This window comes from Emcibacteraceae bacterium (assembly GCA_041396985.1).
GTDB lineage: Bacteria > Pseudomonadota > Alphaproteobacteria > Sphingomonadales > Emcibacteraceae > Pseudemcibacter.
The window spans coordinates 197,501-222,915 of the sequence record JAWKXO010000002.1 but is presented as its reverse complement, the minus strand read 5'-3'; the positions used below and the strand labels follow the sequence as shown (position 1 = coordinate 222,915).

Sequence of the window (25,415 nt, the reverse complement as noted above, 5' to 3'; positions counted from 1 at the left end):
CGGCGCTTTTTTTGTGTTTTATTCAGAGAATTATTTATATCACACCATGGCAATGCTTGTATTTTTTACCACTCCCGCAAGGGCATGGATCATTCCGGCCAACTTTTGGCATAACTTGTCCATGGCAGTGTTTATATTTTTTACCGCTGCCACATGGGCATAGGGCATTGCGTGGTGTGTTTTTCCATTGTCCCGGATTGCCGTCTGCTGGGGGCAAAGTTTCCCCAGGATGACTTTCGAGCATACTGCCCCGGTCAGGCTCTGCCAGCTCCGGGACTTCCTCTTCCCTTCTGATCTCAACATGGGCCATCAGCATGGCAACATTATCACGCGTATTGGCCAACATTTTTTCAAACATTGAAAAAGCCTCTGTTTTATATTCATCCAGAGGATTTCTCTGTCCATAGGCTCTTAACTGAATTACCTGACGCAAATGGTCAAGATGCGCTAGATGTTCTTTCCAATGAGTGTCAATGGATTGAAGCAGTATTGTTCTTTCCAGATGACGCATGATATCGGGACCGATATCAACACTTCTTTTAGCCATTAACCGGTTGGCGGCATCAATTAACCGATCACCAAAAGTTTCACTGTCGATACCATCTTCACCCGCCCATTCAGCAAGACCAAAATCCTGTCCGAAAATCCGCTTTGTTTCAATGGAAAGTCCCTGAATGTCCCAATTTTCGGAATAGCTTCGCGCAGGCACGTGTACGGCCAGCAAATCATCAATCAGATGCTCACGCATATCAGCAATGGTTTCTTCAAGATTTTCTTCTGTCATGACTTCCCGGCGTTGCTCATAAATGGCTTTTCGCTGGTCATTCATCACATCGTCAAATTTAAGCAGGTTTTTACGGATATCATAATTTCGGGTTTCAACTTTTTCCTGCGATTTCTCAACCGCACGGTTTAGCCAAGGATGGGTGAGAGATTCGCCTTCTTCAAAGCCAAGCTTCTGCATCCAGCTGTCCATGCGCTCTCCCCCAAAGATGCGCATAAGATCATCTTCCATGCTGAGATAAAACTTTGAATAGCCAGGGTCCCCCTGACGACCTGACCGACCACGAAGCTGATTGTCTATTCTTCGGCTTTCATGACGTTCAGTTCCAAGAACAAAAAGGCCACCCAGTTCTTTAACAACCTTTTTCTCGGCCGCCACTTCCTCTTTAATTTTTTCAATATGCTTTTGACGTTCTGCCTCGTCTTCTTCCAGAACCTCACGCTCAATGCGCATATCAATATTACCACCGAGCTGAATATCTGTACCGCGACCAGCCATATTGGTGGCGATAGTTACGGCTCCTTCACGACCGGCCTGACTGACAATAAAGGCTTCCGCCTCATGAAATTTGGCATTCAGAACATTATGCGGAATTTTTCGTTTCTTGAGCATATCTGAAATATATTCGGATTTTTCAATGCTTACGGTACCAACAAGAATTGGTTGTCTCGTTTTGTGGCATTCTTCTATTCGGTTTACAATGGCCGCATATTTTTCATTGGCTGTGCGGTAAATTTCGTCATGGTCATCAATCCGTGCCACATCAACATTTGTCGGAATTTCGACAACGCCCAATCCATAAATATCTGCAAATTCAGCCTCTTCGGTTGCGGCGGTACCGGTCATACCGGCAAGCTTTTCATATAGCCGGAAGTAATTCTGGAAAGTAACCGAAGCAAGTGTCTGGTTCTCGGTGCGGATATCTACGCCTTCTTTTGCTTCAATTGCCTGATGAAGTCCTTCTGACAGGCGTCGGCCATCCATCATACGACCGGTAAATTCATCAATCAGGATAATTTCACCATTTTTGACGATATAGTCTTTTTCCGCCATAAACAATTTATGGGCTTTCAGCGCCTGATTGACATGGTGAACCACAGCCACATTGCCATAATCATATAAATTGTCGGTTTTAATAAGTCCTGCTTTTTTAAGGATATCTTCCAGATGTTCCATGCCTTCTTCGGTCAGGGAAATGGTGCGGCTTTTCTCATCAACGTCATAATCTTCCGGCAATAGATCCGGAATTATTTTATTGATGGAAATATAAAGTTCTGATTTGTCTTCGGTCGGGCCGGAAATAATCAATGGAGTCCGCGCCTCATCGATTAAAATACTGTCCACTTCGTCAACAATGGCAAAATAAGGCTCGCGCTGTGCCATGGCACTCGGGTGAAATTTCATATTGTCACGCAGATAATCAAACCCCAGCTCATTGTTGGTGGCGTATGTGACATCACAGGCATAAGCGGCTTTTCTGTTTTCATCAGCAATGTTCGGAACAATACTGCCGACAGACATACCCAGGAAACGGTAAATCTGGCCCATCCAATCGGAATCGCGGCTGGCAAGATAATCATTGACGGTTACAATATGAACACCACGGCCCGGTAGGGCATTTAGATAACCGGCGAGTGTGGATACAAGTGTTTTACCCTCACCCGTTTTCATTTCGGCGATTTTTCCTTCATGAAGCACAATTCCGCCGATCAGCTGTACATCATAATGGCGTTGGCCTAGAGTTCTTTTTGCTGCTTCCCGGACGACGGCAAACGCTTCGATAAGCAAATTGTCAAGCTTTTCACCATTCTCAAGGCGCTCACGAAATTCGATGGTTTTGGCTTTTAGTGCGTCGTCAGATAAGGCCGAAATTTCAGGCTCAAGAGCATTAATGGCATTGATGCGCGGCTCCAGGCTTTTTAAATATCGTTCATTTGATGTGCCAAATAATTTTTTGGCGATCTTGCCCATTCCCAGCATTATTTATTCCTAATCGGGGGCCTTAAGTAACCGCCCTCACTTTTTCAAATTTCAATGCCCGATCTATACTGGCCAAAATTCGAACATTTACACACATGTAGAGTAGCACAAATAAGAGTGCAAAGCCTCGCTGTCAATGATTGATGCCTATATAATTGATAATTTTCAGAGAAAATATGGACAATTCTTCTTTTTGAAGCTTATAAGGGGAAATATTTGAGAACAACCAAGATCCAATGTGATAAACAATAATGAAAAAATCTCCTCTGGCACCTGATACGAATGTTAAGCTACCTGAAATATCCGGAGTAATTCTGGGAACGGCGGCAACGCATATGAAATATAAAAATCGTGACGATCTTCTTCTTGTATTATTTCCGGAAGGAGCGACGGTTGCCGGAGTTCTTACCAAATCAAAATGCTCATCCGCGCCTGTTGATCAGTGTAAGGCAAACCTAAAATCGGGCAAAATGGCTAAAGCCCTTCTTGTCAATGCCGGAAATTCAAATGCTTTTACCGGTCAGGCTGGAATTGACGCTATGACTTCAAATATTGATCTTGTCTGCAAAATTGCCGGCTGTGGACCAGATGAAGTTTATGTGGCCTCTACCGGTGTCATCGGGGAGGTTCTTAAAGCAGGTCTCATAAATAAAAAACTGGAAGAAGGCATAAAAACGGAAAAGGATAATTGGCAACAGGCCGGCGATGCTATCCTGACCACGGACACATTCCCTAAATTATGCACAAAGCAGGCAATAATTGGCGAAAAACGGGTTACTATTAACGGCTTTGCCAAAGGATCCGGCATGATCGCGCCGGATATGGCAACAATGCTTGGGTTTATATTTACCGATGCGGCCCTTGATCAGTCTGTTCTGCAAGCGCTTTTGTCTTCCGAGAATGAAAAATCATTTAACAGCATAACCGTGGACAGTGATATGTCCACATCCGACACGGTTCTTGCCTTTGCAACAGGAAAAAAGGATAAAATTAGCGATGTAAATGATCCAATCCTGGGCGACTTTAAAGAAAAATTGTCTGAACTGATGCTTGATCTGTCACATCAGATTGTCAGGGACGGCGAAGGGGCCACCAAATTTATTACAATTAAAGTAACCGGGGCGGAAAATGATGGATCTGCAAAGAAAATTGCCATGAGCATTGCAAATTCACCGCTGGTAAAAACAGCCATTGCCGGCGAAGACGCCAATTGGGGACGTATCGTTATGGCCGTTGGCAAAGCAGGAGAGAGGGCTAACCGGGATGCTCTGATGATCACAATTGGTGATCAGAAAGTGACGGACCGGGGTATGCGGGTCGAAGGGTATGATGAAGACCTTTGTACAAAACATTTTCAGGGAAGCGAGATTGATATTAGTGTTGATGTTGGTGTCGGTGAAGGCGAGGCAACTGTTTGGACTTGTGATCTGACACATGATTATATCAGCATAAATGCTGATTATCGCAGCTAATCTGCGCGCATAAGCCAATCAATAAGGAAAAAATATGAGTGTAAGCGAATTTTGTCCAGACCCGCCAGGAGGAAGACCTGAAGGGCCGGTGAAGGTTATTACTGTTTCTGCAGTTGTTATGGTTGATATTGATGGCAGAATTCTTATTACACAAAGACCTGAGGGCAAAAGTATGGCAGGTCTTTGGGAATTCCCCGGCGGTAAGCTCGAAGCCGGGGAAACGCCGGAAAGAGCCCTGATCCGTGAACTAAAAGAAGAATTGAATATTGATACGGCCGAATCCTGTCTTGCGGCTTTTACATTTGCCTCGCACAGTTATGAAGACTTTCATCTTCTGATGCCGGTCTTTTTGTGCCGGAAATGGGACGGTGTACCTCATCCGCGCGAAGGACAGCAGCTTAAATGGGTAAAAATAAATGAACTGAAAAATTATCCCATGCCGCCGGCAGATGAACCGCTTATCGCTATGATCCGTGATTTTTTATAGTTTTTTAGATGGTGCTGCCAATGCATCCTTCAGCGACATTTTTGCGGATCCAGGTTTAAGCGGTTTTTGCTGACTTTCATGGGGGGCCCATCCCTGCAAATAAACGATGTCAAAAGTGGCAGGAATTCTGCCATCCTTATTGGCATAATTCTGGTGATAAATTTTCGCCACTTTAGCCATTACCCTTGGGGATGTTAGCCCCTTATACTGCTTTAACAGGGCATTATTCTCGCCCATCGCTTTAAGCTCTTTCATCAGGCTAAAGGCATCTGAATATGTCACATAAATTCTTTCCATGCTGACAACCGGAAGGGCAAAGCCTGCTCTTTGCAATAATGATCCCGCATCACGAACATCAATAAACGGTGAAATATGGGGGCTTGTACCACCGCGCAGTTCAATATCCGCTTTTAGCATTGCTTGACGCAATTCGGTTAGTGTTTCACCGCCAAAGATCGCGCCAAGGAACAACCCATCCGGTTTTAGGGATCTTAAGATCTGGATCAAGGTTCCCGGTAAATCATTGACCCAATGTAGGTTAAGACAACTTAAAACCAGCTCAAGGCATTGATTTTTATAGGGTAAATATTCTTCATCGGCCTGTATTGTTAATTCAGCCCCATCTTTTAGCATGTTCAATGATATGTCCTGTTGGATAACCAAGGCCTGTTTAAATCTTTGGGTCAGACAACTTTCGTCCACATTCATTGTCAAAATGATATCGAAGGATTTTTTTATATCATCAAGATTATCAATCAGTCTGTGACTGATTTCTTTTTTTAAGAAATCATGTTTGGCAAAAGTTGGGCTAATTTTATCACGCCGCAACTTTATTAGGGACCGGTTAAAGAGGTCACTTTCATTTGAAGCTTTAAATTTGAACTTTTTCTGTGTCATAATGTCTATATGGCATTTTTGAACACAGACGAAAAGCAGCAAATGTACATCCGGGGGAATAAGAAAATTTTTACGACATTTAATAAGCTTGCCCATATGGCACTCGACATAATTTTGCCGCCCAAATGTCTAAGCTGTTCGGCCCGCGTTGACAGTGCGCAGAATATTTGCCCCGATTGCTGGAAAAAACTTCATTTTCTTTCCGGCCCCAAATGCAATTGTTGCGGCTATCCTTTTGAAATTGAGCTGGCCAATGACTTTCGTGATTTAGGTGAAAATTTATGTGCAGCCTGCCAGAAAAAGGAACGGTCATTTGATCGGGCGATTTCTGCCCTTAGATATGATGATGACAGCCGTAAAATGGTGATTGGCTTTAAACATCATGATAAGCCGGAATATGCGGGTTATTTTACCAAATTGTTGTTACAGGCAGGGAAAGACCTCTTTGAGAATACTGACCTTATCATGCCGGTCCCTCTCCATAAACATAGACAATTTTCAAGACGTTATAACCAATCAGCACTGTTATCCCGCAGTCTGGCTAAAGCGCTTTCCCTTAACCATGAACCGGATATCCTTGTCCGTATTAAAAACACCCCTCCCCAGCAGGGGAATATAAAGAAGCGGGCCAAAAATGTAACCGGCGCCTTTAAAGTTGTGCCGGAAAGAAAAAAAGATATTAAAAACAAAAATATACTTCTGATAGATGATGTTTATACAACGGGCGCAACGACGGAGAATTGCGCAAAAGCGCTTAAAAAGGCTGGGGCACAAAAAGTATTTGTACTGACAGTTTATCGGGTTGTATCCCCGTATGACCCTAAATAATGAAATTGACCATTGAAAAATACAGCCAAATCAATATATATCAGGGAAATTGAAACTGAAGGTGAAAATGAATATGGCTGAAGTCGTTATATATACCCGTCCGGGCTGCGGATACTGTACTCTGGCAAAGCAATTGCTGAACGCCAAAGGCAGCCAGTTTACCGAATATAATATTTGGTCCAAAGACGAATATAAACAGGAAATGTTAAGTCGTTCCGGTGGCGCAACGACTGTGCCTCAGGTTTTTATTAATGGTGATCATATTGGTGGAAGTGACGATCTTTATGCCCTGGACCGTGCCGGGCACCTTGACGCCCTATTGGCCCAAAATCCGTCCTGATGGAACGGAGACGGAAATTATGTTAGTCTGAAGCATGACTTCCTTAAATACACATTTTAAAGTTGGCCTTGTTCAAATGACATCTGACGATGTTATTGAAGAAAATATTGCTGTTGCAGATAAATTTATTCGTCAGGCGGTGGCAAAAGGGGCAGAATTTGTGCTCACCCCGGAAATGACAACGCTCCTTGACTTTGGCACAAAACAGGTCATGGAGAAAATATCCCCAGAGGAAGAAGATACCTCATGGCGTCACTTTGCTGCTTTGGCAAAAGAGCTCGGTATTTGGCTGCTGATTGGGTCTATTGCCATTAGAAATGGTGATAAAGCTGCGAACAGAAGTTTTCTTTTTTCGCCTGCCGGAGAAAAAATAGCCACTTATGATAAAATCCATATGTTTGATGTCGATCTTCCAGGGGAAAAAGCCTACCGCGAATCAAACTCGTATCAGGCGGGGGATGTTGCCATACTTGCCACCCTGCCCTGGGGAAAAGTTGGCTTATCCATTTGTTATGATCTTCGTTTTCCATATCTTTACAGGGCTCTTGCCAAGGCGGGGGCCACGATGCTGACAGTCCCGTCTGCTTTTACTTATCAGACAGGAAAAGCGCACTGGCATACTCTCCTTAAAGCGCGGGCAATAGAAAATGGCGCATTCGTCTTTGCACCTGCACAGGTCGGAAACCATCGAAACGGAAGGCATACATTTGGCCACTCCCTGATCATTGATCCCTGGGGTAATATTCTCGCTGATGGCGGGGATAAGCCAGGGGTGATTATTGCAGAAATTGACATGGCAAAAGTCGCCGAGGCAAGAAATAAAATTGCGGCTTTGACCCACGATAAAAATATTGCTATACAGGAAGTAAGGTAGATAGTTGTCTTAAACTACGAAGTTGTCCTTATGGTTAATGCTCTCGTTAAGCGGTTGAAAATATTATGATTTTATTTGATATTAAATGTTGTGACGGCCATGTTTTTGAAGCTTGGTTTCAAAATAGCGAAGCCTATCAGACGCAGGTTGACAGCGGCCTGGTTGAATGCCCTCTCTGCGGAAGTACAAAAATATCAAAATCATTGATGGCCCCCAATATTTCAGCGGGCAGTGAAAAACATAATGACAGAGGTCACTATTCAACAGATCAGGATGATCACAGAGTGATGGTCAGCGCCCATTCCGATCCGACAAACCAAGTCAGTTCGGAAGATGTGAAGCGTGCGCTTGAGCATATGCATAATACAATGGCCAAGTTTCGCCGCCAGATTGAAAAGTCGTGCGAATATGTTGGCAGCAACTTTGCCGAAGAAGCCCGCAAAATTCACTATGGTGAAGGTGAAAAGAGAGGCATTTATGGCGAGACAACTATTCGTGAAACCGAAGAGCTGATTGAAGAGGGCATCGATATCCTGCCTGTTCCGGGATCCGGCAAACTCGACAGCTAATTTCCATGCATAAGGAAGAAATTAAAAAAAGCCACCTGCTCGGGGTTATCCTGGCAGGGGGACAGTCACGCCGTATGGGTGGTGATGACAAGTTCCTTTTGACTTTGGGAAAAAGAAGAATAATTGATCATATTGTTGATCGATTGGAGTCGCAGGTTGATAGGATAATTCTAAACTCCAATCTGGCTGAATTGGATATTACAATAGACGTTGTGCCGGATATCCCGGATTTTGGCCTCCATGCGGGCCCTATGATTGGACTTTATACAGCTTTAAATTATGCAAAGCGCCATTCTTATCAGAAAATAGTCACCGTTTCTGCTGATACCCCCTTTATCCCGGACAACTTTGTTGAAATGCTTTTGCATCATTCTTCGGCTTCTGTGGTGGTTGCTAAATCAAACGGCCATCTTCATCCGACCCATGCACTTTGGGATGTCTCATTACTCGATGATCTGGAAAAAGCATTGAAAAAAGGCGAACGAAAAATGATGTCCTGGCTCAAAACTCAAAAAGCGGTGGAACTGGAATGGTCAGATAACCCTGACCCTTTTTTTAATATCAATACGCCTGAAAATTTGATCGAAGCAGAAAAGTTGGCTGGCCGGTTCAAGCGATTATAATAATTTTCATTATAATATGCGATTTTCACTATCGGTAACGACATTTAAACCCTGCTTGCGGGCAAAGGCAATTATTGAAATGCCTGCCTGATCCGCAAGATCAACAGCCAGGCCAGTGGTGGCCGATACTGCCGCAATGATCGGAATTCCGGCAATCGCGCATTTCTGAACCATTTCGAAACTGCACCGGCTTGTAATCAGTGCAAAGCCGCTGCCCGGGTCAATTTCCTCCTGCATCAGATGACCGATCAGTTTATCAAGAGCATTATGACGTCCGACATCCTCACGTACGGCAATAATTTTCCCTGATTTGTCAGCAAAAGCCGCTGCATGCAGCGCTCCCGTTTCTTTATTCAAATGTTGATGGGCTTTTATTTCCTGCATTGCTTTGTGAATCAGTTCCGCCTTCACCTTTAAATCCGAGCCAACTTTTTCCAATGGCTTAAAAGCCTGATCCAGTTTTTCAACACCGCAAAGTCCGCACCCTGTTCGGCCCGAAAGGGTACGGTTATATTTTTCAAGTTTGTGAAATGAACGGGCATTAATCTCGATGGCCGCAACTTTCCCTTTTGGGGCTTCTTTAATCTGGGCGTAAATTATATCTTTTTTTCCAGACACAATGCCCTCAGTTAAGCTAAATCCATAGGAAAAATCAATCAGATCTGTGGGGGATGCCATCATGACGGCAAAAGTCACACAGTTATATTCAAGTACGACCGGGACTTCATTGGTAATCTGGCGAATTTCGGTTTTTTCACCTTCCGGGCTCCAGATTCGCATGGTCTGATTTTCGGGACGCTTATCCATTGTTTGATTTTACAGCGAGAGCGACATAATTAACCGAATAATCATGCCGATCAAGCATCCATGTAGCGTTAAGCGGATTAAACACCATGCCATTTATTGTGGTAATGCTAAAGCCGCACTTTGAAGCATGGTCACATAATTCGGAAGGTTTTAAAAATTTATGCCAGTCATGGGTACCTTTCGGCAGCCAGCGCAAAATATATTCTGCACCGACAATGGCCATGGCCCATGATTTAACGGTTCTGTTCAGGGTGGATAAGGTCATACATCCATTATCCTTAAGGAGCTGATGACAGGCCTCAAGGAATGATTTGATATCGGCCACGTGTTCAATCACTTCCATATTAAGGATAACATCAAATTTTTCCCCCTGCTCCGCCAGCTCTTCTGCGGTAATATGTCTGTAATCAATGTTAAGGTTCATCTGTTCCGCATGAAGCTTGGCAGTTTTGATGTTTTTTTCGGCGGCATCCGCGCCGACCATAGTCGCCCCAAGTCGGGCCATGGGTTCACAAAGCAGTCCACCACCGCAACCGATGTCAAGAATACGCAAACCCTTGAGAGGAATTTCAGACAGAGAATCGCGCCCAAAATGTTCACAAATCTGATCCCGGATAAATTCGATTCGCGTCGGGTTTAACTGGTGCAGAGGCTTGAATGGGCCTTTCGGATCCCACCAGGTCGCTGCCATTGATGAAAAATGTGCAATTTCATCCGGGTTAACGGATTTGGCCTGAGCAGTGGTATTTTCAGCATTCATGGCAATCTCAAAACAAAAAAAGGCAATTATTATCTAATATATACAAGTCGGCACTTGCTTCAAGCACCGATAAAGATATATGTATTGCGCGAAACAAATAAAATAGAAACAAAAAATTGCTCATATTTAAATATGCGAAGCTGAGTAGAAGTCTGTTATGGCACGAATAGTGATGAAATTTGGCGGGACCTCTGTTGCCGATATTGATCGGATCAGAAATGTAGCCCAACGTGTAAAAAAAGAAGTGGACCTTGGAAATCAGGTTTCGGTCTTTGTTTCTGCTATGGCAGGGACAACTGATAAGCTCATCGGCTGGGTAGAAGAAATTTCCCCACTGCATGACGCCCGTGAATATGATACGGTTGTTTCAGCGGGAGAACAGATTACAGCCGGCCTGTTGGCATTGGCTTTACAGAATATTGGCATTCCTGCCCGTTCCTGGCTGGGCTGGCAAATTCCGTTTCGGACAAATCAGGTCCATAGTGCCGCCCGCGTTGAGGAAATCGGCACGGATGCCATTAACGAGCGCATGAATGAAGGTATTGTTTGCGTAATTGCTGGATTTCAGGGAATTTCTGATGATAACAGAATAACCACACTCGGCCGCGGTGGTTCTGATACGTCGGCAGTGGCGTTGGCGGCGGCAATCGGTGCTGACCGATGTGATATTTATACAGATGTGGAAGGGGTTTATACAACAGACCCCAGAATTGTTCCAAAGGCCCGTAAACTGGATAAAATTACCTATGAAGAGATGCTGGAAATGGCCTCTTTAGGAGCGAAAGTGCTGCAAACACGTTCAGTTGCTATGGCAATGAACCACAAAGTTCGTGTACAGGTGCTTTCAAGTTTTACTGATAAACCGGGAACCATGGTTGTTGATGAGGATGAAATTGTGGAAAAACAAGTTGTAAGTGGTATAGCATATGCCAAAAATGAAGCCCAGGTCACCCTGGTCGGTGTAAAAAACAAGCCGGGTATTGCCAGCAATATTTTCACGCTTCTTGCAGACGGAAATATTAACGTCGATATGATCATCCAGAATGAAACCGAAGACGGTAAAAAGACCGATCTGACTTTTACTGTGACACAATCTGACCTTGAAAAAGCGGAAGAAATGTTAAACAGGGCTGATAATATTGAATTTGATAATCTGATTACGGATGTGAATGTTGCCAAAATATCTGTTATAGGGGTAGGTATGCGTTCGCATGCCGGTGTGGCCGCAACCATGTTTAAGGCTCTTGCCGATAAAGGGATCAATATTCAGGTGATTTCGACTTCAGAAATTAAAATCAGCGTTCTGATCGAAGCGGAATATACGGAACTGGCTGTTCGGGCTCTTCATACTGCTTATGGTCTGGACGGCGAATAAAATAATAATACAAAATATAGTTTGGGTGAGAATATGACCACAGCAGGCCGTAAGAAACTGGATCAATTATGGAAAAAAGGAACGGATTTTCTGGGAACGGATTATGCGATTCTTGGTGGTGCCATGAGCTGGCTTTCAGAAAGCAATCTGGTGAGCGCCCTTTCCAATGCTGGTGGATTTGGCGTAATTGCCTGTGGTAGTATGACACCCGATCTGTTGTCAAAAGTTATTGAAGAGACCCAGGCAAAGACGAAAAAACCATTTGGGGTAAATCTGATCACAATGCATCCAGATATTGATGCATTAATTGATGTGACTTTGGCCCGGAATGTAAAATTTATTGTTCTTGCAGGGGGTATCCCGTCAGGCGATTCCATAAAAAGAATCAAAGAGGGTGGTGCAAAAGTTATCTGTTTCTCGCCGGCTCTTATTCTGGCAAAAAAACTTATCAGAAGCGGTGTTGATGCCCTGATTGTCGAAGGGTCGGAAGCTGGCGGCCATATCGGACCAGTATCAACGTCTGTCTTGGCGCAGGAAATTCTGCCTTATATTACGGAAGTTCCGGTATTTGTTGCGGGCGGAATTGGACGAGGTGAAGTCATGGCGTCCTATTTGCAGATGGGGGCTGCTGGCTGTCAATTGGGAACAATGTTTGTATGTGCTGAAGAAAGCATTGCCCATGACAATTTCAAAAAAATGTTTATCCGCGCAAACGCACGTGATGCGGTAACATCAGTACAGATTGATAAACGCTTTCCGGTTATTCCTGTTCGGGCGCTTAAAAATGAGGCATCTGAAGAATTTATGGATGTACAGCGGGAAGTCATTAATAAATATCAGGCGGGAGAGCTGGAAATGGAAGCGGCCCAGCTTGAAATTGAGCATTACTGGGCCGGCGCACTGCGCCGTGCAGTAATAGACGGGGATGTTGACAGGGGATCGGTTATGGCGGGACAAAGCGTTGGAATGGTAAAAAAGATCCAGCCCGTTTCCGAAATTATTGCGAATCTGATAGAACAGGCCGAAAATCAACTGGCTTAGTAGACTTAAGCCAACCAGGGAGGGTAAATTGACCCCCATAAATAACGCACCTCGTCGCATGATGAGGCAGTTACACGAAATTATGGCGAGTGAGGACGATGCTGAAGTCCGGCTCAATAAAGTGGTGCACCTTGTTGCCAGCAACATGGTTGCCGAGGTTTGCTCCGCTTATTTTATCCGCGGTGATATGCTTGAGCTGTTTGCAACAGAAGGTCTTAAATCAGAAGCCGTACATAACACGCGTTTGAGAGTAGGTGAAGGGTTGGTTGGACTTGTTGCCTCTACGCGATCCTCCCTTAATCTCAGCAATGCACAGGATCACCCGAAATTTGTCTATCGCCCGGAAACCGGGGAAGAAATATATAAATCCATGATGGCTGTTCCAATTCTTCGAAGCGGAAAATCGGTTGGTGTTCTGGCTGTACAAAATCAGGCTAGCCGCCACTATTCAGAAGAAGAAGAAGAAGCTCTGCAAACCGTCGCAATGGTTCTTGCCGAGCTGGTTGTCAGCGGAGACCTCATCACATCACATGACCAGAATGACGGCAATGGGGACCGAGCCAGCACCACCCGGTTTAAAGGAATGGTGTTTGCAGAAGGGTTGGCAGAAGGCGTAGTTGTGATGCATGAGCCAAGGGTCGAAATCACCCAGCATCTCTCTGAAGATTATGAAGGCCAGTTGAAACGACTTGATAAAGGGTTTGAAAATCTGTTGGTCCAAATTGATGACATTATGTCGGCAGAGGATATTCTTCATCATGGGGAACATAGGGAAATTCTTGATGTCTATAAATTATTTGCCAGAGATAAGGGATGGCGGCAAAAGATTGAAGACGCCATCGAAAGCGGGCTGACAGCGGAAGCGGCCGTTGAGAAAATTCAGGTCGAAAACCGCACTAAAATGATGAAGACCGAAGATCCTTATCTTAGGGAAAGACTGAGTGATCTGGATGATCTTGCCAACAGGCTCATTCGTCACCTTATGGGTAAGGCGGGTACAGCCGCTTCAAAAGGGCTCCCGGAAAATGCCGTTGTTGTTGCCCGCAATATGGGGCCGGCGGAACTTCTGGATTATGACCGTGATAAGCTGAAAGCCGTGATTTTACAGGAAGGAACTCCTACCTCTCACGTGGCAATTGTTGCCCGGGCTCTCGGTATTCCCATGCTTGGTCAGATTGAAGAAAATCTGCTCGAAATTGATGAGGGTGTTCAGATTATCGTTCATGGACTTGACGGCGAAATATTTATATCCCCTCCTCCGGATATTCTTGAAAGTTATCGGGATGCCATCGGCGCAAGGGCGAAGTTGCTTGCCCGTTACGATGATATGCGGGATATGCCAACCGTGACCAAGGACGGCGTTGAAATTGAGCTGGTCATTAATGGCGGTCTGGCAATGGATATTGAAGGGATGCACAGGACGGGTGCCCGGGGTGTTGGTCTGTTCCGTACAGAATTTCAGTTCATGATCAGTAAAACCTTGCCGAGAATTGGCCCGCAGGCAGAATTTTATAAATCAATAATTGAAGCAGCAGACGGTAAACCTGTTACGTTTCGTACACTGGACATTGGCGGGGATAAAGAAGTTTCATTTTTGAAGCGGGATGATGAAGAGAACCCGGCTCTTGGATGGCGCGCAATCAGAATAGCACTCGACCGCCCTGCACTCTTAAGATATCAGCTGAGGGCTTTGATCACAGCGGCGGCCGGAACGACCTTAAATGTAATGTTTCCGATGATTACCAATGTTGATGAATTCAAGCTTGCCAAATCAATTCTTGAGAAAGAGCTTGGACGGCACAAATTAAATAAAAGGGCCATGCCTGAAAAAATAAATGTGGGGACCATGCTGGAAGTTCCCAGCCTGGTTTGGCAGCTGGACAGTTTGCTGCCCCTTGTTGATTTTATTTCCATTGGCAGCAATGATCTTATGCAATTCTTTTATGCCTGTGACCGGGACAATCCTAAACTCAGCAATCGTTATGACCCATTGTCACCGCCATCACTGCATATGCTTAAATATATAGTTAAGAAATGTAATGAAGCTAAAATACCCCTTACGCTCTGCGGGGAAATTGGCGGTAAATCGGTAAGTGCCCTTGCACTTATTGCAATTGGCTTCAGGAGACTATCCATCGCACCAGCAGCCATCGGCCCTGTGAAAATGATGCTTAGGAGCCTTAATCTTGCTGAAATTGAGCAATATACAAATGAATTGCTGAGTCGTTCTACAAGTAGCATTCGAAGGGAACTGGAAGCCTATGCCAGAGACCATGATATAAAAATTTAGTGATTCGACGCCAAATTCCCCTATAATTACCGTTAGTTGCAGTTTTTTGTTGACTCATTGCATTAATTTAAGGTTGACTTTGAATAACTTAGGGAAAAATGCGATTTAGTTTGTATTTAGGTTTTTTTTAAAAACGTTTTTCTTTTAACGAAATCATAATCTTATTGAAGATATAATGGTGCGTGGGAAAATTACGTTAACCATACTGTTAAGTGAAAAGGGGCATTTAACAAGAAATATAGAAACGAACTGACACGGCTTGCCGGACTAAGTTTAGTAGAACAAATAAAATAGAAATAAAAGAACGTGGGCGTCTTTAAAAAAACTGGGAACAGAAAAGTGAACTCAATTTGTACAGAAATTAAATCTGATCTTGCACTGGAAAGTGTTGGAACAATTTTAAAACATGCACGGCAAAATCATAAGATTAGAGACTTAAATATTATTGCCCAAGATTTATGCATAAAACCATACCTGCTGGAAGCAATTGAGCAGGATAATTTTGACTCCTTCCCCTCCGCCTGCTACGCAACAGGTTTTTTAAAGAATTATTCGAGTTATCTTGGTCTTGACACGAAAGAGGTTGTTGCTCGTTATGAAGCGGAATATGCGGGTTCTAAGGAATGTGTGGTTTTGACATTTCCTGAGGCAGAAAGGCATAAAGTATTTCCCGTTAAGGGTATTGCGAGCATTGCGGCGGTATGTATCGTTCTATTGGTTGGTGTCATTGTAAATATTGACAGCAATAATGCAGCCGCAGAAAACACTGTTGAAAAGGTCAACTCTATAATACCGGCTAAAATTCAGTCTGATGCTGTTAGTATTTCTGATAAAAAAGGTATAGAAAATAAAACCGTTAGCACGGCTAAGCCTGTTAGTGCTCCTGCAAATGCCAATGAGGTACGCTTAAAAGCAAATCAGGATGTCTGGGTCAGATTGTCAGATAAAGACGGAACAGTGCTTATTGAAAAAATTCTTCCAAGAGGAGAAGATTTAATTGCTTCACAACAGCAGGGATTAAGCCTGATGACCAACAATGCTGCGGGTCTTTCAGTTTATGTTGACGGTGAGGCAAAAAAGGCTCTCGGCAACGAAGGTGAAATCATCGAGAATATTGCGCTTGAGCAGGAAAAACTGCTTGAGCTTTCAATGCTGCGTTAAAAATTCTAAACAAACTGATTTTCAAATGTGTTACTCCTTGTTATTAAGGGGGTGCTGTTCTGTGTCGATTCTTACAATAGACGCATGAAATAAAATTTTTACAGGGTTTCTATAATGAGCATTCGCCCATATCGCGATATAATCCGTCGCAAATGTCGCCAGATTATGGTTGGTAATATTCCTGTTGGTGGTGATGCACCAATTAGTGTCCAGTCAATGACCAATACATTGACAACTGATGTTAAAGCAACCATTGAACAAATTCAGGATCTTGAAAATGCGGGTGCTGATATTGTTCGCGTTTCCTGCCCGGATGAAGCATCAACAAAGGCGTTGAAAGAAATTATAAAAAATGTATCTGTGCCCATCATTGCCGATATTCATTTTCATTTCAGACGGGGTATTGAAGCAGCTGAAGCCGGTGCCGCCTGTTTAAGAATTAATCCCGGAAATATTGGAAATTCAGACCGGGTAAGAGAGGTTGTTGCCGCCGCGCGGGATCATGGCTGTTCGATGCGAATAGGTGTTAATGCAGGATCACTTGAAAAGCATCTTCTGGAAAAATACGGTGAACCATGTCCTGATGCCATGGTTGAAAGTGCGCTTGAACATGCCCGAATCCTGGAAGATAATAATTTCCATGAATTTAAAATCAGTGTTAAGGCATCAGATGTCTTTTTGGCTGTTGCCGCCTATCAGGGGCTGGCGGATGCCTGTGATTATCCGCTTCATGTCGGCATAACGGAAGCAGGCGGTCTGCGGGCCGGTACTGTAAAGTCGTCTATTGGCATGGGTATGCTGCTTTGGTCCGGGATCGGTGATACAATCCGTGTATCTCTGTCTGCCGATCCTGTTGAAGAAATTAAAGTCGGTTTTGATATTCTAAAAAGTCTTGATCTTCGCCACCGTGGGGTAAGGATTATTTCCTGTCCATCCTGTGCACGTCAGGCATACCCTGTTATTAAGACAGTCGAAGAGCTTGAAAAAAGGCTTGGGCATATTTCAACACCGCTTTCGCTCAGCATTATCGGATGCGTGGTCAACGGACCGGGCGAAGCACGGGAAACTGATATCGGCCTTACTGGCGGCGGAAATGGCAATCACATGGTTTATTTAAACGGGGTCACAGATCATAAGATTGACGATGATGGTTTAATTGATCATATTGTTGAGCTGGTAGAGGCAAAAGCTGCCGAACTGGAAAAAGAAAATAGCCAACAGAAACTTTAGCGATTTTTTGGGAGAAATAAAGTGGCGCGGCTTCAACCGGTACGCGGAACTCACGATGTCTTAGGCGATAAAGCCATTCGGTTTCGTACAATTTATGAAAAATTCAAATCGGTGGCGGAACGCTACAGCCATCAGGAAATAGACACGCCGATTTTTGAGTTCACGGAAACATTTAAAAGAACTTTGGGGGACACTTCTGACGTCGTAACCAAAGAGATGTATACATTTGAGGATCGCGGCGGAGAACAGATAACGTTGCGCCCTGAATATACGGCCGGGATTGCACGCGCCTTTATGTCCAATGGTCTCCAACAATCAGCTCCCTGCAAATTGTATAGTTTTGGACCGATCTTTCGTTATGAACGGCCACAAAAAGGACGTATGCGCCAGTTTCATCAGATGGATGTCGAGATACTTGGTGTGCCGGAAACACAGGCAGATATTGAGGTAATAGCGCTTGGATCTGACCTTTTGGATGAACTAGGCATTGGAAAGCATATTACACTCGAACTTAACAGTCTGGGGGATCCTGAAAGTCGCGCTGATTATCGTGACGCGCTCGTAAAATATTTTACAGGCTTTAAATCTCAATTAAGCGAAGATAGTCTTCAACGTCTGGATAAAAATCCTTTACGCATTCTCGACAGCAAGGATGAGGGTGATCGTGCACTCATTGAAAATGCCCCGCGGATTTTTGAATTTTATAATGACGCCACCAGAAAATTTTTTGATGAAGTAAAAAGCGGCCTCGAGGCGCTGTCTATCAATTATGTTATTAATGATCGGCTGGTACGTGGTCTTGACTATTATTGTCATACCGCATTTGAATTTACCACGGATCAGCTTGGTGCCCAGGGCACAGTTATGGCTGGGGGGCGTTATGATGGATTAATGGAAATGATGGGCGGTCCACCAACTGCCGGTATAGGCTGGGCCGCTGGCATGGAAAGAATTGCTGAGCTAATTTCAGAAGATTTGCTGATAAATCCGAGCCGCCCGGTTGTTGTTACTCCTGTCGGCGATTCTGCGCAAGTGGTTGCAATGAAAATTGCCCATGATCTCCGTTTGGCTGGTATCGTTGTCGATATGGCCTATCGGGGTAATGTTGCCAAACGTATGAAGCGGGCCAATAAACAAAATGCAACATTTGCCATATTAATTGGCGATGATGAAATCGCCCGTTCAGTGGTTATGGTTAAAAATCTGGATTTGGGGTCCCAGGAAGAGGTTTCCTTCTCGAACCTATGCCAATATATCAGGGAAGCTCAAAAATGATTCCACGCGAAAGACTTGATCAGTTTGTTACCCGCCATGAGGAGCTTGAACACCTTATGTCGGGAGGGGAAGCGCTCAGCTCTGATGAATTTGTGAAAATTTCAAAGGAATATAGCGACCTGACACCGGTTGTTAAAAAAACCAAGGACTATTTAAGTGCCATATCTGAAATGCAGGACCTTAGAGAGATGATTGCTTCTCAGGAAACCGATAAAGAAATGCGCGATTTGGCTGAAATAGAGCTGCAGGAATTAAAGGACAAACTTCCGGAGCTGGAACATCAGGTTCAGCTGATGCTTCTTCCCAAGGATGTTGATGACGATAAAAATGCGATCCTTGAAATACGTGCAGGAACTGGTGGTGACGAAGCGGCGTTATTTGCCGGAGATCTTTTTAGAATGTACCAGAAATATGCTGTTCTTCAGGGCTGGCGCTTTGAAATAATGAGCACATCACCAAGTGATGCCGGCGGTTTTAAAGAGGCAATTGCCTCTGTCAGTGGCCCCGGTGTGTTTGCCAAACTTAAATATGAAGCTGGCGGTCACCGTGTTCAAAGGGTGCCGGAGACGGAAACCCAGGGCCGCATCCATACTTCGGCGGCAACCGTTGCTGTTATGCCGGAAGTGGAAGAAATTGATATTAAGATAGAAGATAAAGATCTTCGGATTGATATATTTCGCGCAAGCGGTCCCGGCGGACAATCGGTGAATACAACCGACAGCGCCGTTCGCATTGTTCATATTCCAACGGGCATTACTGTTCAGCAGCAGGATGAGAAATCCCAGCATAAAAACAGACAAAAAGCCATGAAGGTCTTGATGTCCCGTGTTTATGCTGCTGAAAAGGAAGCGCGCGATGCGGAACGGTCGGCGGACCGAAAAGACCAGATCGGATCAGGCGATCGGTCTGCGCGCATTCGTACCTATAATTTTCCGCAGGGACGTATGACCGATCATCGCATTAACCTTACTCTTTATAAACTTGACCAGATACTTGCCGGTGAAGGGCTTGATGAAGTCATCACTGCCCTGATTACAGAGGATCAGGCCGCCCAGCTTGCGGCACTGGAAAATTAGGTGAAAACCCTACTGGCTTTAAAAAAAGAGGTTATTGAAAAGCTCGCCGGTCACTTTATTGAAGATCCGGCTTTCGAAGCAAAATTGTTGATCACTTATATTCTGAATATAAATGCTCTTGACTATGCGCTTGAAAATAATTGTCCCATCAAAGACAGTGACTATGCGGATTTAATGAATCTCGTTAAGCGCCGAATGGCACGAGAGCCATTGTCCCAGATTTTTGGTGAAAAGGAATTCTGGAGCCGGACTTTTAAGGTTACAAGAGACACACTTACCCCCCGCCCGGATAGCGAAACGCTTATAGAAGCGGCATTGAATAAACTCGAAGATAAAAATAAAAAATACCGAATTCTTGATCTGGGTACAGGAACAGGCTGTCTTCTGCTTACCCTGCTTGACGAACTGCCCAATGCAACCGGGCTTGGTATCGATATTTCTGAAAAAGCGCTCACAGTGGCAAGAGAAAATGCCATCAATTTAAATCTTTCTCAAAGATCAGAATTTCTCATTAGCAACTGGACTGATAATATCGAAAAATCGGAAAAATTTGACCTTATCATTTCAAACCCGCCCTATATTGGCCTGGATGAAAAAGAAACCCTTCCTCCCGAAGTTGTTGATTATGAACCGGAAGAGGCTCTTTTTTCAGGGAAAGACGGCCTTGATGATTATAAAAAACTTTCAGGGCAGATAGCATCATATTTATCAGTAGGCGGATTTATTTTAATGGAAATTGGGTATCGGCAATCAACCGCCGTTAAGGAAATATTCACTTCTAAAGGCTTTAATCAAATAACAAAATATAAAGACCTGGCAGATAGAGACAGGTGCCTGATGATCGAATTTTGAGAATTGATGATAAAATTTTTAAAAAGTCCCTTGGCATTTAAGATTTAGCAGGGTAAAGTCAGCTTACGCAGAAAAATAGGCGTGGATGCTGAATGAAAATATTCAGTTATAATTCCAAAATTCTTAAATATAACCGTGCTTGAGGCAGATCGATTCCCCGGGGTCATCTGTCAGTAGATAGCCTAATAATGTAATAAGATATTTAATGACCTCAAATCAAAAAGCCCGGCAAAATAACCGATCGGGAAGACATAGTAATAAACAGAAAAATCGTGGTAGAAATCAAAATGGTCGCGGTGGCTCTTCGAAAAAACAGTCGCAACAGCCGCTAACCACATCCAGACAGGTGGACAGCCATGGTCCGGCCGGTAAAATTCGCGGAAATGTGAAGCAGCTTTATGACAAATATAAAGAGCTGGCCCATGAAAATAAAACCAAAGACCGAACTGATTCAGAAGCCTACGGCCAATATGCCCACCATTATTACATGCTTTATTCTGAAATTGCGGCTGCCGAAGCGGCAATGGAAGTAGAACGTGAAGCGGAAAAAGTCCGTCAGCAGGAAGAAGCGGCTGAGAACCAGTCCAATATAGCATCCTTCCTCGATGATGGCAGCAATGAAAATTCAGACTTCACAGCGGCCAATTCGGATGACGAACAACCTTGCGAGAAAAAGGTGAAAAAACCAAAACGCAAAGTAAAGACCGTTGATCTGGATGCTGCTCCCGAACTTCCACTGGAGGTGGAGTGTGTTGTTGAAAAGCCTAAAAAAATCAGAAAACCAAGAAAAGTGAAAGAAGACGTCGCTGAATAATTCTTAGGCAGGTCTGAAAACAGAATGCCGGTAAAAGTATATTATTCTCATCTTCCCCTTGTGTTGCGTAAATGCAACATTATATGTTGTTTATATTTAGAAAATATCGTTAAGATTTCTGGAGTTTTAAACATGGATTTTGAGAAATTTACCAATAGAACAAAAGGCTTTATACAGTCTGCTCAAAGCCTGGCTATTCGGGAAGGACACCAAAGATTTACGCCTGAGCATATTTTGAAAATTTTGCTTGAGGATAAAGAAGGTCTTTGTTCCAATTTAATGAAAGCAGCAGGCGCAGATGCAGGTGCGGCACTCATAAATGTGAGCAAGGAAGTTGATGGCTTTCCCAAGATAAGCGGGGATGGAGCCAGTCAGCTCTATATGGATACGCAGACAGCAAAACTGTTTGACAGTGCAACCGAACTTTCAAAAAAAGCGGGTGATGAATATGTTACGGTGGAACGGCTTCTTCTCGCCCTCACCCTTCTTTCAGGCAGTAAATCAGCTGATATTCTTAAAAAAGCAGGTCTGACCGCCCAAAATCTGAATAATGCCATTAATGAAATCAGAAAAGGCCGCGCTGCCAACTCAGCGAGTGCAGAAGAAAGTTATGATGCCTTAAAAAAATATTCGCGGGACCTTACCGAAGCCGCCAGGGCCGGTAAACTTGACCCGGTGATCGGCCGGGATGAAGAAATTCGCCGGACAATTCAGGTTCTCTCAAGGCGCACCAAAAATAACCCGGTTCTGATCGGTGAACCTGGTGTTGGTAAAACCGCTATTGCCGAGGGTCTGGCCCTTCGCATAACCAATGGTGATGTACCGGACAGCATCAGTCAAAAGCGTATTATGTCGCTTGATATGGGGGCGCTGGTTGCCGGGGCCAAATATCGCGGGGAATTTGAAGAGCGTTTAAAAGCAGTGCTTCAGGAAGTTTCTGCGGCGGAAGGGGAAATTATCCTTTTCATTGATGAGCTGCATACGATTGTCGGTGCCGGGGCGTCCGAAGGGTCGATGGATGCGTCAAATCTTTTAAAGCCTGCGTTGGCAAGAGGTGAGCTTCATTGTATCGGCGCGACGACGCTTAATGAATACCGAAAATATGTTGAAAAGGATGCGGCACTTGAGCGCCGGTTCCAGCCGGTCTTTATTGGAGAGCCGACAGTTGCCGATACAATTTCCATATTGAGGGGACTAAAGGAAAAATATGAACTCCACCATGGGATCAGAATTAAGGACAGTGCCCTTGTTGCGGCGGCGACACTGTCAAACCGTTATATCAATGACCGGTTTTTGCCGGATAAGGCAATTGATCTGATGGATGAAGCTGCTTCCAAAATTAAAATGGAGGTGGACAGTAAACCTTCGGAGCTTGATGAACTGGACCGCCGGATCATCCAGCTTAAAATTGAACGGGAAGCATTGAAGAAAGAAAAGGACACTGCGTCCAAGGACCGCCTTAAAAATCTTGAGAAAGAGCTCAGCGAGCTTGAGGAAAATTCAGCAAGTCTGACTGCACAGTGGCAGGCAGAAAAGGACCGTATTGAGGGCGATCAGAAAATAAAAGAACGCCTTGATGCCGCACGTATCGAGCTTGAACAGGCACAGCGCGCCGGCAATCTGGCGCGCGCCGGTGAGCTCGCATACGGTGAAATTCCCGAGCTGGAAGCAAAATTGAAAGCGGCGACGGAAAGCGATGATACAGAAAATCAGTTACTGAAAGAAGAAGTGTCTGAAAATGATATTGCAGCCGTCATCAGCCGCTGGACAGGCATTCCTGTCAGTAAAATGCTGGAAGGTGAACGTGACAAACTTATGCAGATGGAAGAAAATATCGGTCGCCGTGTTATCGGTCAGGATGAAGCGGTAAAAGCGGTTTCCGCTGCAGTACGCCGTGCCCGTGCCGGACTTCAGGAACAGGGCCGCCCTATCGGGTCCTTTTTATTCCTCGGACCCACCGGTGTTGGTAAAACAGAACTTACCAAAGCGCTTGCCGAATATCTTTTTGATGATGAAAATGCCATGGTCAGAATTGATATGTCCGAATTTATGGAAAAACATGCGGTGGCCCGCCTGATTGGGGCGCCTCCTGGATATGTCGGATATGAGGAAGGCGGTGTGCTGACCGAAGCGGTCCGTAGAAGACCCTATCAGGTCGTGCTTTTTGACGAAGTTGAAAAAGCGCATGGCGATGTTTTCAATATTCTGCTTCAGGTGCTGGATGATGGCCGCCTGACTGATGGTCAGGGCAGAACCGTTGATTTCAGTAATGTTCTGATTATTTTGACCAGTAACCTTGGCAGTGAAATTCTGGCGGGCCTTGGCTCGGATGATGATGTGGATCTGGTTCGAGACAATGTGATGGACGTGGTCCGGGCGCATTTTAGACCAGAATTTATCAACCGCCTTGATGAAATTACCCTGTTTCACCGATTGGCAGAAAAACATATGCATGCGATTGTTGATATTCAGCTTGCCCATCTTGAGAAACGGCTCGAGGATCGTAAAATCATTCTCGATCTTGATCAGAGTGCCAAGGACTGGCTTGCGCACGCTGGCTATGATCCGGTTTACGGGGCAAGACCGCTTAAGCGGGTTATCCAGCATAATGTACAGGACGGTCTGGCAAATCTGATCCTAAGCGGTGAAGTGAAAGACGGCGATACTGTTCACATTACAGCAGGGGCTGCCGGTATTGAAATGAACATATAAAATTTTCCAGGGTCGGAGGAATAAATTTTCCTTCGACCCGGATCTTGTTTTGATATCCGTAAATAAATACTTTTAAGAACTATGGACTACTGGCAATTGCCGTATTTGTATTGGGGGTATTGTGCGTAAGCAGGATATGTGATTTTGTCTGGGCAATCATCAGATCTGTATCTTTCATGGCCAGCTTGAAATCTTCGAGTTCGCTTTCTTTCAGTTTAATTCCCGATGGGATTTTTAAGGTGAGCGGATTGACCTGCGTTCCGTTCATATAAACTTCATAGTGAAGGTGGCGGCCAGTTACACGGCCGGTGGCGCCAACATAGCCGATGATCTGACCCTGTTTTACCCGCACCCCTTTTTTGATGCCGCGACCATATTTGCTCATATGGGCATAAATGGTCTGATAGGTACTGTTATGGCGTATTCGCACATAATTGCCGAAACTGCCAAACCAGCTGGCCCTCTCAACCACTCCGTCTCCGGCGGCCATAATCGGCGTGCCGGTTGGGGCGGAAAAATCAATACCTTTATGCATTCGGTTATAACCGAGCACAGGATGCTTCCGGTTGCCGTAATAAGAGGAAAGCCTGGCCCCTTCAATGGGTGTTTTCATTAAAGCCCGTTTTGAACTTTGTCCGTCTTCATGAAAATAATCGGCAAAATCCTTGCCGGGGGGTGTATAGCGATAGAGTTTGATTTCCTTGCCGCTGAGGACCATACGGGCAAAAATAATATCGCCTTCCTGTACACGTCGACCGTCCTCAGAAATCTTTCTCTCGTAAAAAATTTCGAACTGATCGCCCTGCCTTATTTCCCGCTGAAAATCGACATCGTAACTGAAGATGCGAATCAGGTCGACAATAACCACTTGTGGAAGGCCCTGTTTCTGGGCAGCCAGAAACAGGCTGTCATCGATGATGCCCGATGCATGGCGGGTAATGATCTGGCTTGGCAGCTCTTCTGTTTCGCCTTTATAGGAAAGTCCGTCCCGGTTAACGACAATAAGATGGTCAAAATCCTTTTGCATTTCGATTCTGTTCAATGTGCCATCCGGGGTATAGGACACATCAAATTTCTGACCCACCTGTATTTTTCTAACGTTAAAGAGGTCTCCCAAAGTTCTGATGGCATTAAAGGCATCCTGTCTGTCAGCTCCGCTATCGACCAG

At 44.6% G+C, this 25,415-nt stretch carries 22 protein-coding genes (1 of these 22 cut by a window edge); 17 read left to right on the top strand and 5 right to left on the bottom strand.

Annotated elements, in window-relative coordinates; translation table 11 throughout:
• Positions 1 to 34 precede the first annotated feature (34 nt).
• Complete coding sequence (secA, locus tag R3D86_05655; GenBank protein MEZ5757684.1) at positions 35 to 2,764, bottom strand: preprotein translocase subunit SecA; 2,730 nt, start codon at positions 2,762 to 2,764, stop codon at positions 35 to 37.
• 251 nt (positions 2,765 to 3,015) lie between these two features.
• Here secA and argJ point away from each other — a divergent pair, with 251 nt between their 5' ends.
• Both argJ and mutT read left to right on the top strand, forming a co-directional pair.
• Positions 3,016 to 4,236: a bifunctional glutamate N-acetyltransferase/amino-acid acetyltransferase ArgJ gene (gene argJ, locus R3D86_05650; protein ID MEZ5757683.1), complete on the top strand. Its 1,221-nt coding sequence runs from the start codon at positions 3,016 to 3,018 to the stop codon at positions 4,234 to 4,236.
• Positions 4,237 to 4,270: 34 nt separating this feature from the next.
• Positions 4,271 to 4,723, top strand: a complete 453-nt coding sequence (mutT, locus tag R3D86_05645; GenBank protein ID MEZ5757682.1) for an 8-oxo-dGTP diphosphatase MutT — start codon at positions 4,271 to 4,273, stop codon at positions 4,721 to 4,723.
• On the opposite strand, the gene R3D86_05640 is transcribed toward mutT, so the two are convergent.
• The gene (locus R3D86_05640) at positions 4,718 to 5,551 is read right to left on the bottom strand and encodes a methyltransferase domain-containing protein (GenBank protein ID MEZ5757681.1); all 834 of its coding nucleotides are present in this window, start codon (positions 5,549 to 5,551) and stop codon (positions 4,718 to 4,720) included. The genes mutT and R3D86_05640 overlap by 6 nt on opposite strands.
• A 165-nt stretch (positions 5,552 to 5,716) precedes the next feature.
• Between R3D86_05640 and R3D86_05635 the strand changes: the two genes are divergently transcribed.
• From R3D86_05635 to mobA, 5 genes are all read left to right on the top strand, one after another.
• Positions 5,717 to 6,448, top strand: a complete 732-nt coding sequence (locus tag R3D86_05635) for a ComF family protein (protein MEZ5757680.1) — start codon at positions 5,717 to 5,719, stop codon at positions 6,446 to 6,448.
• A gap of 73 nt (positions 6,449 to 6,521) precedes the next feature.
• Entirely contained in the window at positions 6,522 to 6,788 is a 267-nt protein-coding gene (grxC, locus tag R3D86_05630; protein ID MEZ5757679.1) for a glutaredoxin 3, read from the top strand.
• A 34-nt stretch (positions 6,789 to 6,822) separates the two neighbouring features.
• Positions 6,823 to 7,662, top strand: a complete 840-nt coding sequence (locus R3D86_05625) for a carbon-nitrogen hydrolase family protein (GenBank protein ID MEZ5757678.1) — start codon at positions 6,823 to 6,825, stop codon at positions 7,660 to 7,662.
• A 65-nt stretch (positions 7,663 to 7,727) separates the two neighbouring features.
• Entirely contained in the window at positions 7,728 to 8,231 is a 504-nt protein-coding gene (locus R3D86_05620) for a DUF1178 family protein (protein MEZ5757677.1), read from the top strand.
• Positions 8,232 to 8,236: 5 nt separating this feature from the next.
• The gene (gene mobA / locus R3D86_05615; GenBank protein MEZ5757676.1) at positions 8,237 to 8,854 is read left to right on the top strand and encodes a molybdenum cofactor guanylyltransferase MobA; all 618 of its coding nucleotides are present in this window, start codon (positions 8,237 to 8,239) and stop codon (positions 8,852 to 8,854) included.
• A gap of 9 nt (positions 8,855 to 8,863) precedes the next feature.
• Here the strand turns inward: mobA and fdhD are convergent, their stop codons facing one another.
• Both fdhD and ubiG read right to left on the bottom strand, forming a co-directional pair.
• The gene (gene fdhD / locus R3D86_05610; protein ID MEZ5757675.1) at positions 8,864 to 9,661 is read right to left on the bottom strand and encodes a formate dehydrogenase accessory sulfurtransferase FdhD; all 798 of its coding nucleotides are present in this window, start codon (positions 9,659 to 9,661) and stop codon (positions 8,864 to 8,866) included.
• Positions 9,654 to 10,421 carry a bifunctional 2-polyprenyl-6-hydroxyphenol methylase/3-demethylubiquinol 3-O-methyltransferase UbiG gene (ubiG, locus tag R3D86_05605; GenBank protein MEZ5757674.1) on the bottom strand — a complete coding sequence of 256 codons (768 nt, stop codon included), beginning with the start codon at positions 10,419 to 10,421 and terminating at the stop codon, positions 9,654 to 9,656. The genes fdhD and ubiG overlap by 8 nt, the downstream gene beginning before the upstream one ends.
• A 157-nt stretch (positions 10,422 to 10,578) precedes the next feature.
• Between ubiG and R3D86_05600 the strand changes: the two genes are divergently transcribed.
• The 10 genes from R3D86_05600 (at position 10,579) to clpB (ending at position 24,247) form a co-directional block, all read left to right on the top strand.
• On the top strand, positions 10,579 to 11,796 hold the full coding sequence (locus R3D86_05600) for an aspartate kinase (protein ID MEZ5757673.1): 1,218 nt from the start codon (positions 10,579 to 10,581) through the stop codon (positions 11,794 to 11,796).
• Between the two features lie 33 nt (positions 11,797 to 11,829).
• A complete protein-coding gene (locus R3D86_05595; GenBank protein ID MEZ5757672.1) occupies positions 11,830 to 12,837 on the top strand; it encodes a nitronate monooxygenase in 1,008 nt (335 codons plus the stop codon).
• Between the two features lie 28 nt (positions 12,838 to 12,865).
• Complete coding sequence (gene ptsP, locus R3D86_05590; GenBank protein ID MEZ5757671.1) at positions 12,866 to 15,127, top strand: phosphoenolpyruvate--protein phosphotransferase; 2,262 nt, start codon at positions 12,866 to 12,868, stop codon at positions 15,125 to 15,127.
• Positions 15,128 to 15,466: 339 nt separating this feature from the next.
• A complete protein-coding gene (locus R3D86_05585; GenBank protein ID MEZ5757670.1) occupies positions 15,467 to 16,288 on the top strand; it encodes a DUF4115 domain-containing protein in 822 nt (273 codons plus the stop codon).
• Between the two features lie 114 nt (positions 16,289 to 16,402).
• On the top strand, positions 16,403 to 17,518 hold the full coding sequence (gene ispG, locus R3D86_05580; GenBank protein MEZ5757669.1) for a flavodoxin-dependent (E)-4-hydroxy-3-methylbut-2-enyl-diphosphate synthase: 1,116 nt from the start codon (positions 16,403 to 16,405) through the stop codon (positions 17,516 to 17,518).
• A gap of 21 nt (positions 17,519 to 17,539) precedes the next feature.
• Complete coding sequence (gene hisS / locus R3D86_05575; protein ID MEZ5757668.1) at positions 17,540 to 18,793, top strand: histidine--tRNA ligase; 1,254 nt, start codon at positions 17,540 to 17,542, stop codon at positions 18,791 to 18,793.
• Entirely contained in the window at positions 18,790 to 19,869 is a 1,080-nt protein-coding gene (gene prfA, locus R3D86_05570; GenBank protein ID MEZ5757667.1) for a peptide chain release factor 1, read from the top strand. The genes hisS and prfA overlap by 4 nt, the downstream gene beginning before the upstream one ends.
• Positions 19,870 to 20,721, top strand: a complete 852-nt coding sequence (gene prmC / locus R3D86_05565; protein ID MEZ5757666.1) for a peptide chain release factor N(5)-glutamine methyltransferase — start codon at positions 19,870 to 19,872, stop codon at positions 20,719 to 20,721. It abuts the gene before it with no gap.
• A gap of 205 nt (positions 20,722 to 20,926) precedes the next feature.
• Entirely contained in the window at positions 20,927 to 21,535 is a 609-nt protein-coding gene (locus R3D86_05560) for a DUF4167 domain-containing protein (protein MEZ5757665.1), read from the top strand.
• Between the two features lie 132 nt (positions 21,536 to 21,667).
• Positions 21,668 to 24,247 (top strand): ATP-dependent chaperone ClpB, encoded by a 2,580-nt coding sequence (clpB, locus tag R3D86_05555; protein ID MEZ5757664.1) that lies wholly within the window; start codon positions 21,668 to 21,670, stop codon positions 24,245 to 24,247.
• A 79-nt stretch (positions 24,248 to 24,326) separates the two neighbouring features.
• Here clpB and R3D86_05550 read toward each other — a convergent pair whose 3' ends face one another.
• Positions 24,327 to 25,415, bottom strand: the 3' portion of a protein-coding gene (locus tag R3D86_05550) for a peptidoglycan DD-metalloendopeptidase family protein (GenBank protein ID MEZ5757663.1). The gene runs 378 nt beyond the window's last position; only the last 1,089 of its 1,467 coding nucleotides appear in the window; its start codon lies beyond the right edge, outside the window — the gene reads right to left on this strand; the stop codon is at positions 24,327 to 24,329.

Bases quoted from the DNA above. Each gene is read 5' to 3' on its own strand.
- secA (MEZ5757684.1), bottom strand. From the start codon at position 2,764: ATGCTGGGAATGGGCAAGATCGCCAAAAAATTATTTGGCACATCAAAT.
- argJ (MEZ5757683.1), top strand. From the start codon at position 3,016: ATGAAAAAATCTCCTCTGGCACCTGATACGAATGTTAAGCTACCTGAA.
- mutT (MEZ5757682.1), top strand. From the start codon at position 4,271: ATGAGTGTAAGCGAATTTTGTCCAGACCCGCCAGGAGGAAGACCTGAA.
- R3D86_05635 (MEZ5757680.1), top strand. From the start codon at position 5,717: ATGGCACTCGACATAATTTTGCCGCCCAAATGTCTAAGCTGTTCGGCC.
- grxC (MEZ5757679.1), top strand. From the start codon at position 6,522: ATGGCTGAAGTCGTTATATATACCCGTCCGGGCTGCGGATACTGTACT.
- R3D86_05625 (MEZ5757678.1), top strand. From the start codon at position 6,823: ATGACTTCCTTAAATACACATTTTAAAGTTGGCCTTGTTCAAATGACA.
- R3D86_05620 (MEZ5757677.1), top strand. From the start codon at position 7,728: ATGATTTTATTTGATATTAAATGTTGTGACGGCCATGTTTTTGAAGCT.
- mobA (MEZ5757676.1), top strand. From the start codon at position 8,237: ATGCATAAGGAAGAAATTAAAAAAAGCCACCTGCTCGGGGTTATCCTG.
- fdhD (MEZ5757675.1), bottom strand. From the start codon at position 9,661: ATGGATAAGCGTCCCGAAAATCAGACCATGCGAATCTGGAGCCCGGAA.
- ubiG (MEZ5757674.1), bottom strand. From the start codon at position 10,421: ATGAATGCTGAAAATACCACTGCTCAGGCCAAATCCGTTAACCCGGAT.
- R3D86_05600 (MEZ5757673.1), top strand. From the start codon at position 10,579: ATGGCACGAATAGTGATGAAATTTGGCGGGACCTCTGTTGCCGATATT.
- R3D86_05595 (MEZ5757672.1), top strand. From the start codon at position 11,830: ATGACCACAGCAGGCCGTAAGAAACTGGATCAATTATGGAAAAAAGGA.
- ispG (MEZ5757669.1), top strand. From the start codon at position 16,403: ATGAGCATTCGCCCATATCGCGATATAATCCGTCGCAAATGTCGCCAG.
- prfA (MEZ5757667.1), top strand. From the start codon at position 18,790: ATGATTCCACGCGAAAGACTTGATCAGTTTGTTACCCGCCATGAGGAG.
- R3D86_05560 (MEZ5757665.1), top strand. From the start codon at position 20,927: ATGACCTCAAATCAAAAAGCCCGGCAAAATAACCGATCGGGAAGACAT.
- clpB (MEZ5757664.1), top strand. From the start codon at position 21,668: ATGGATTTTGAGAAATTTACCAATAGAACAAAAGGCTTTATACAGTCT.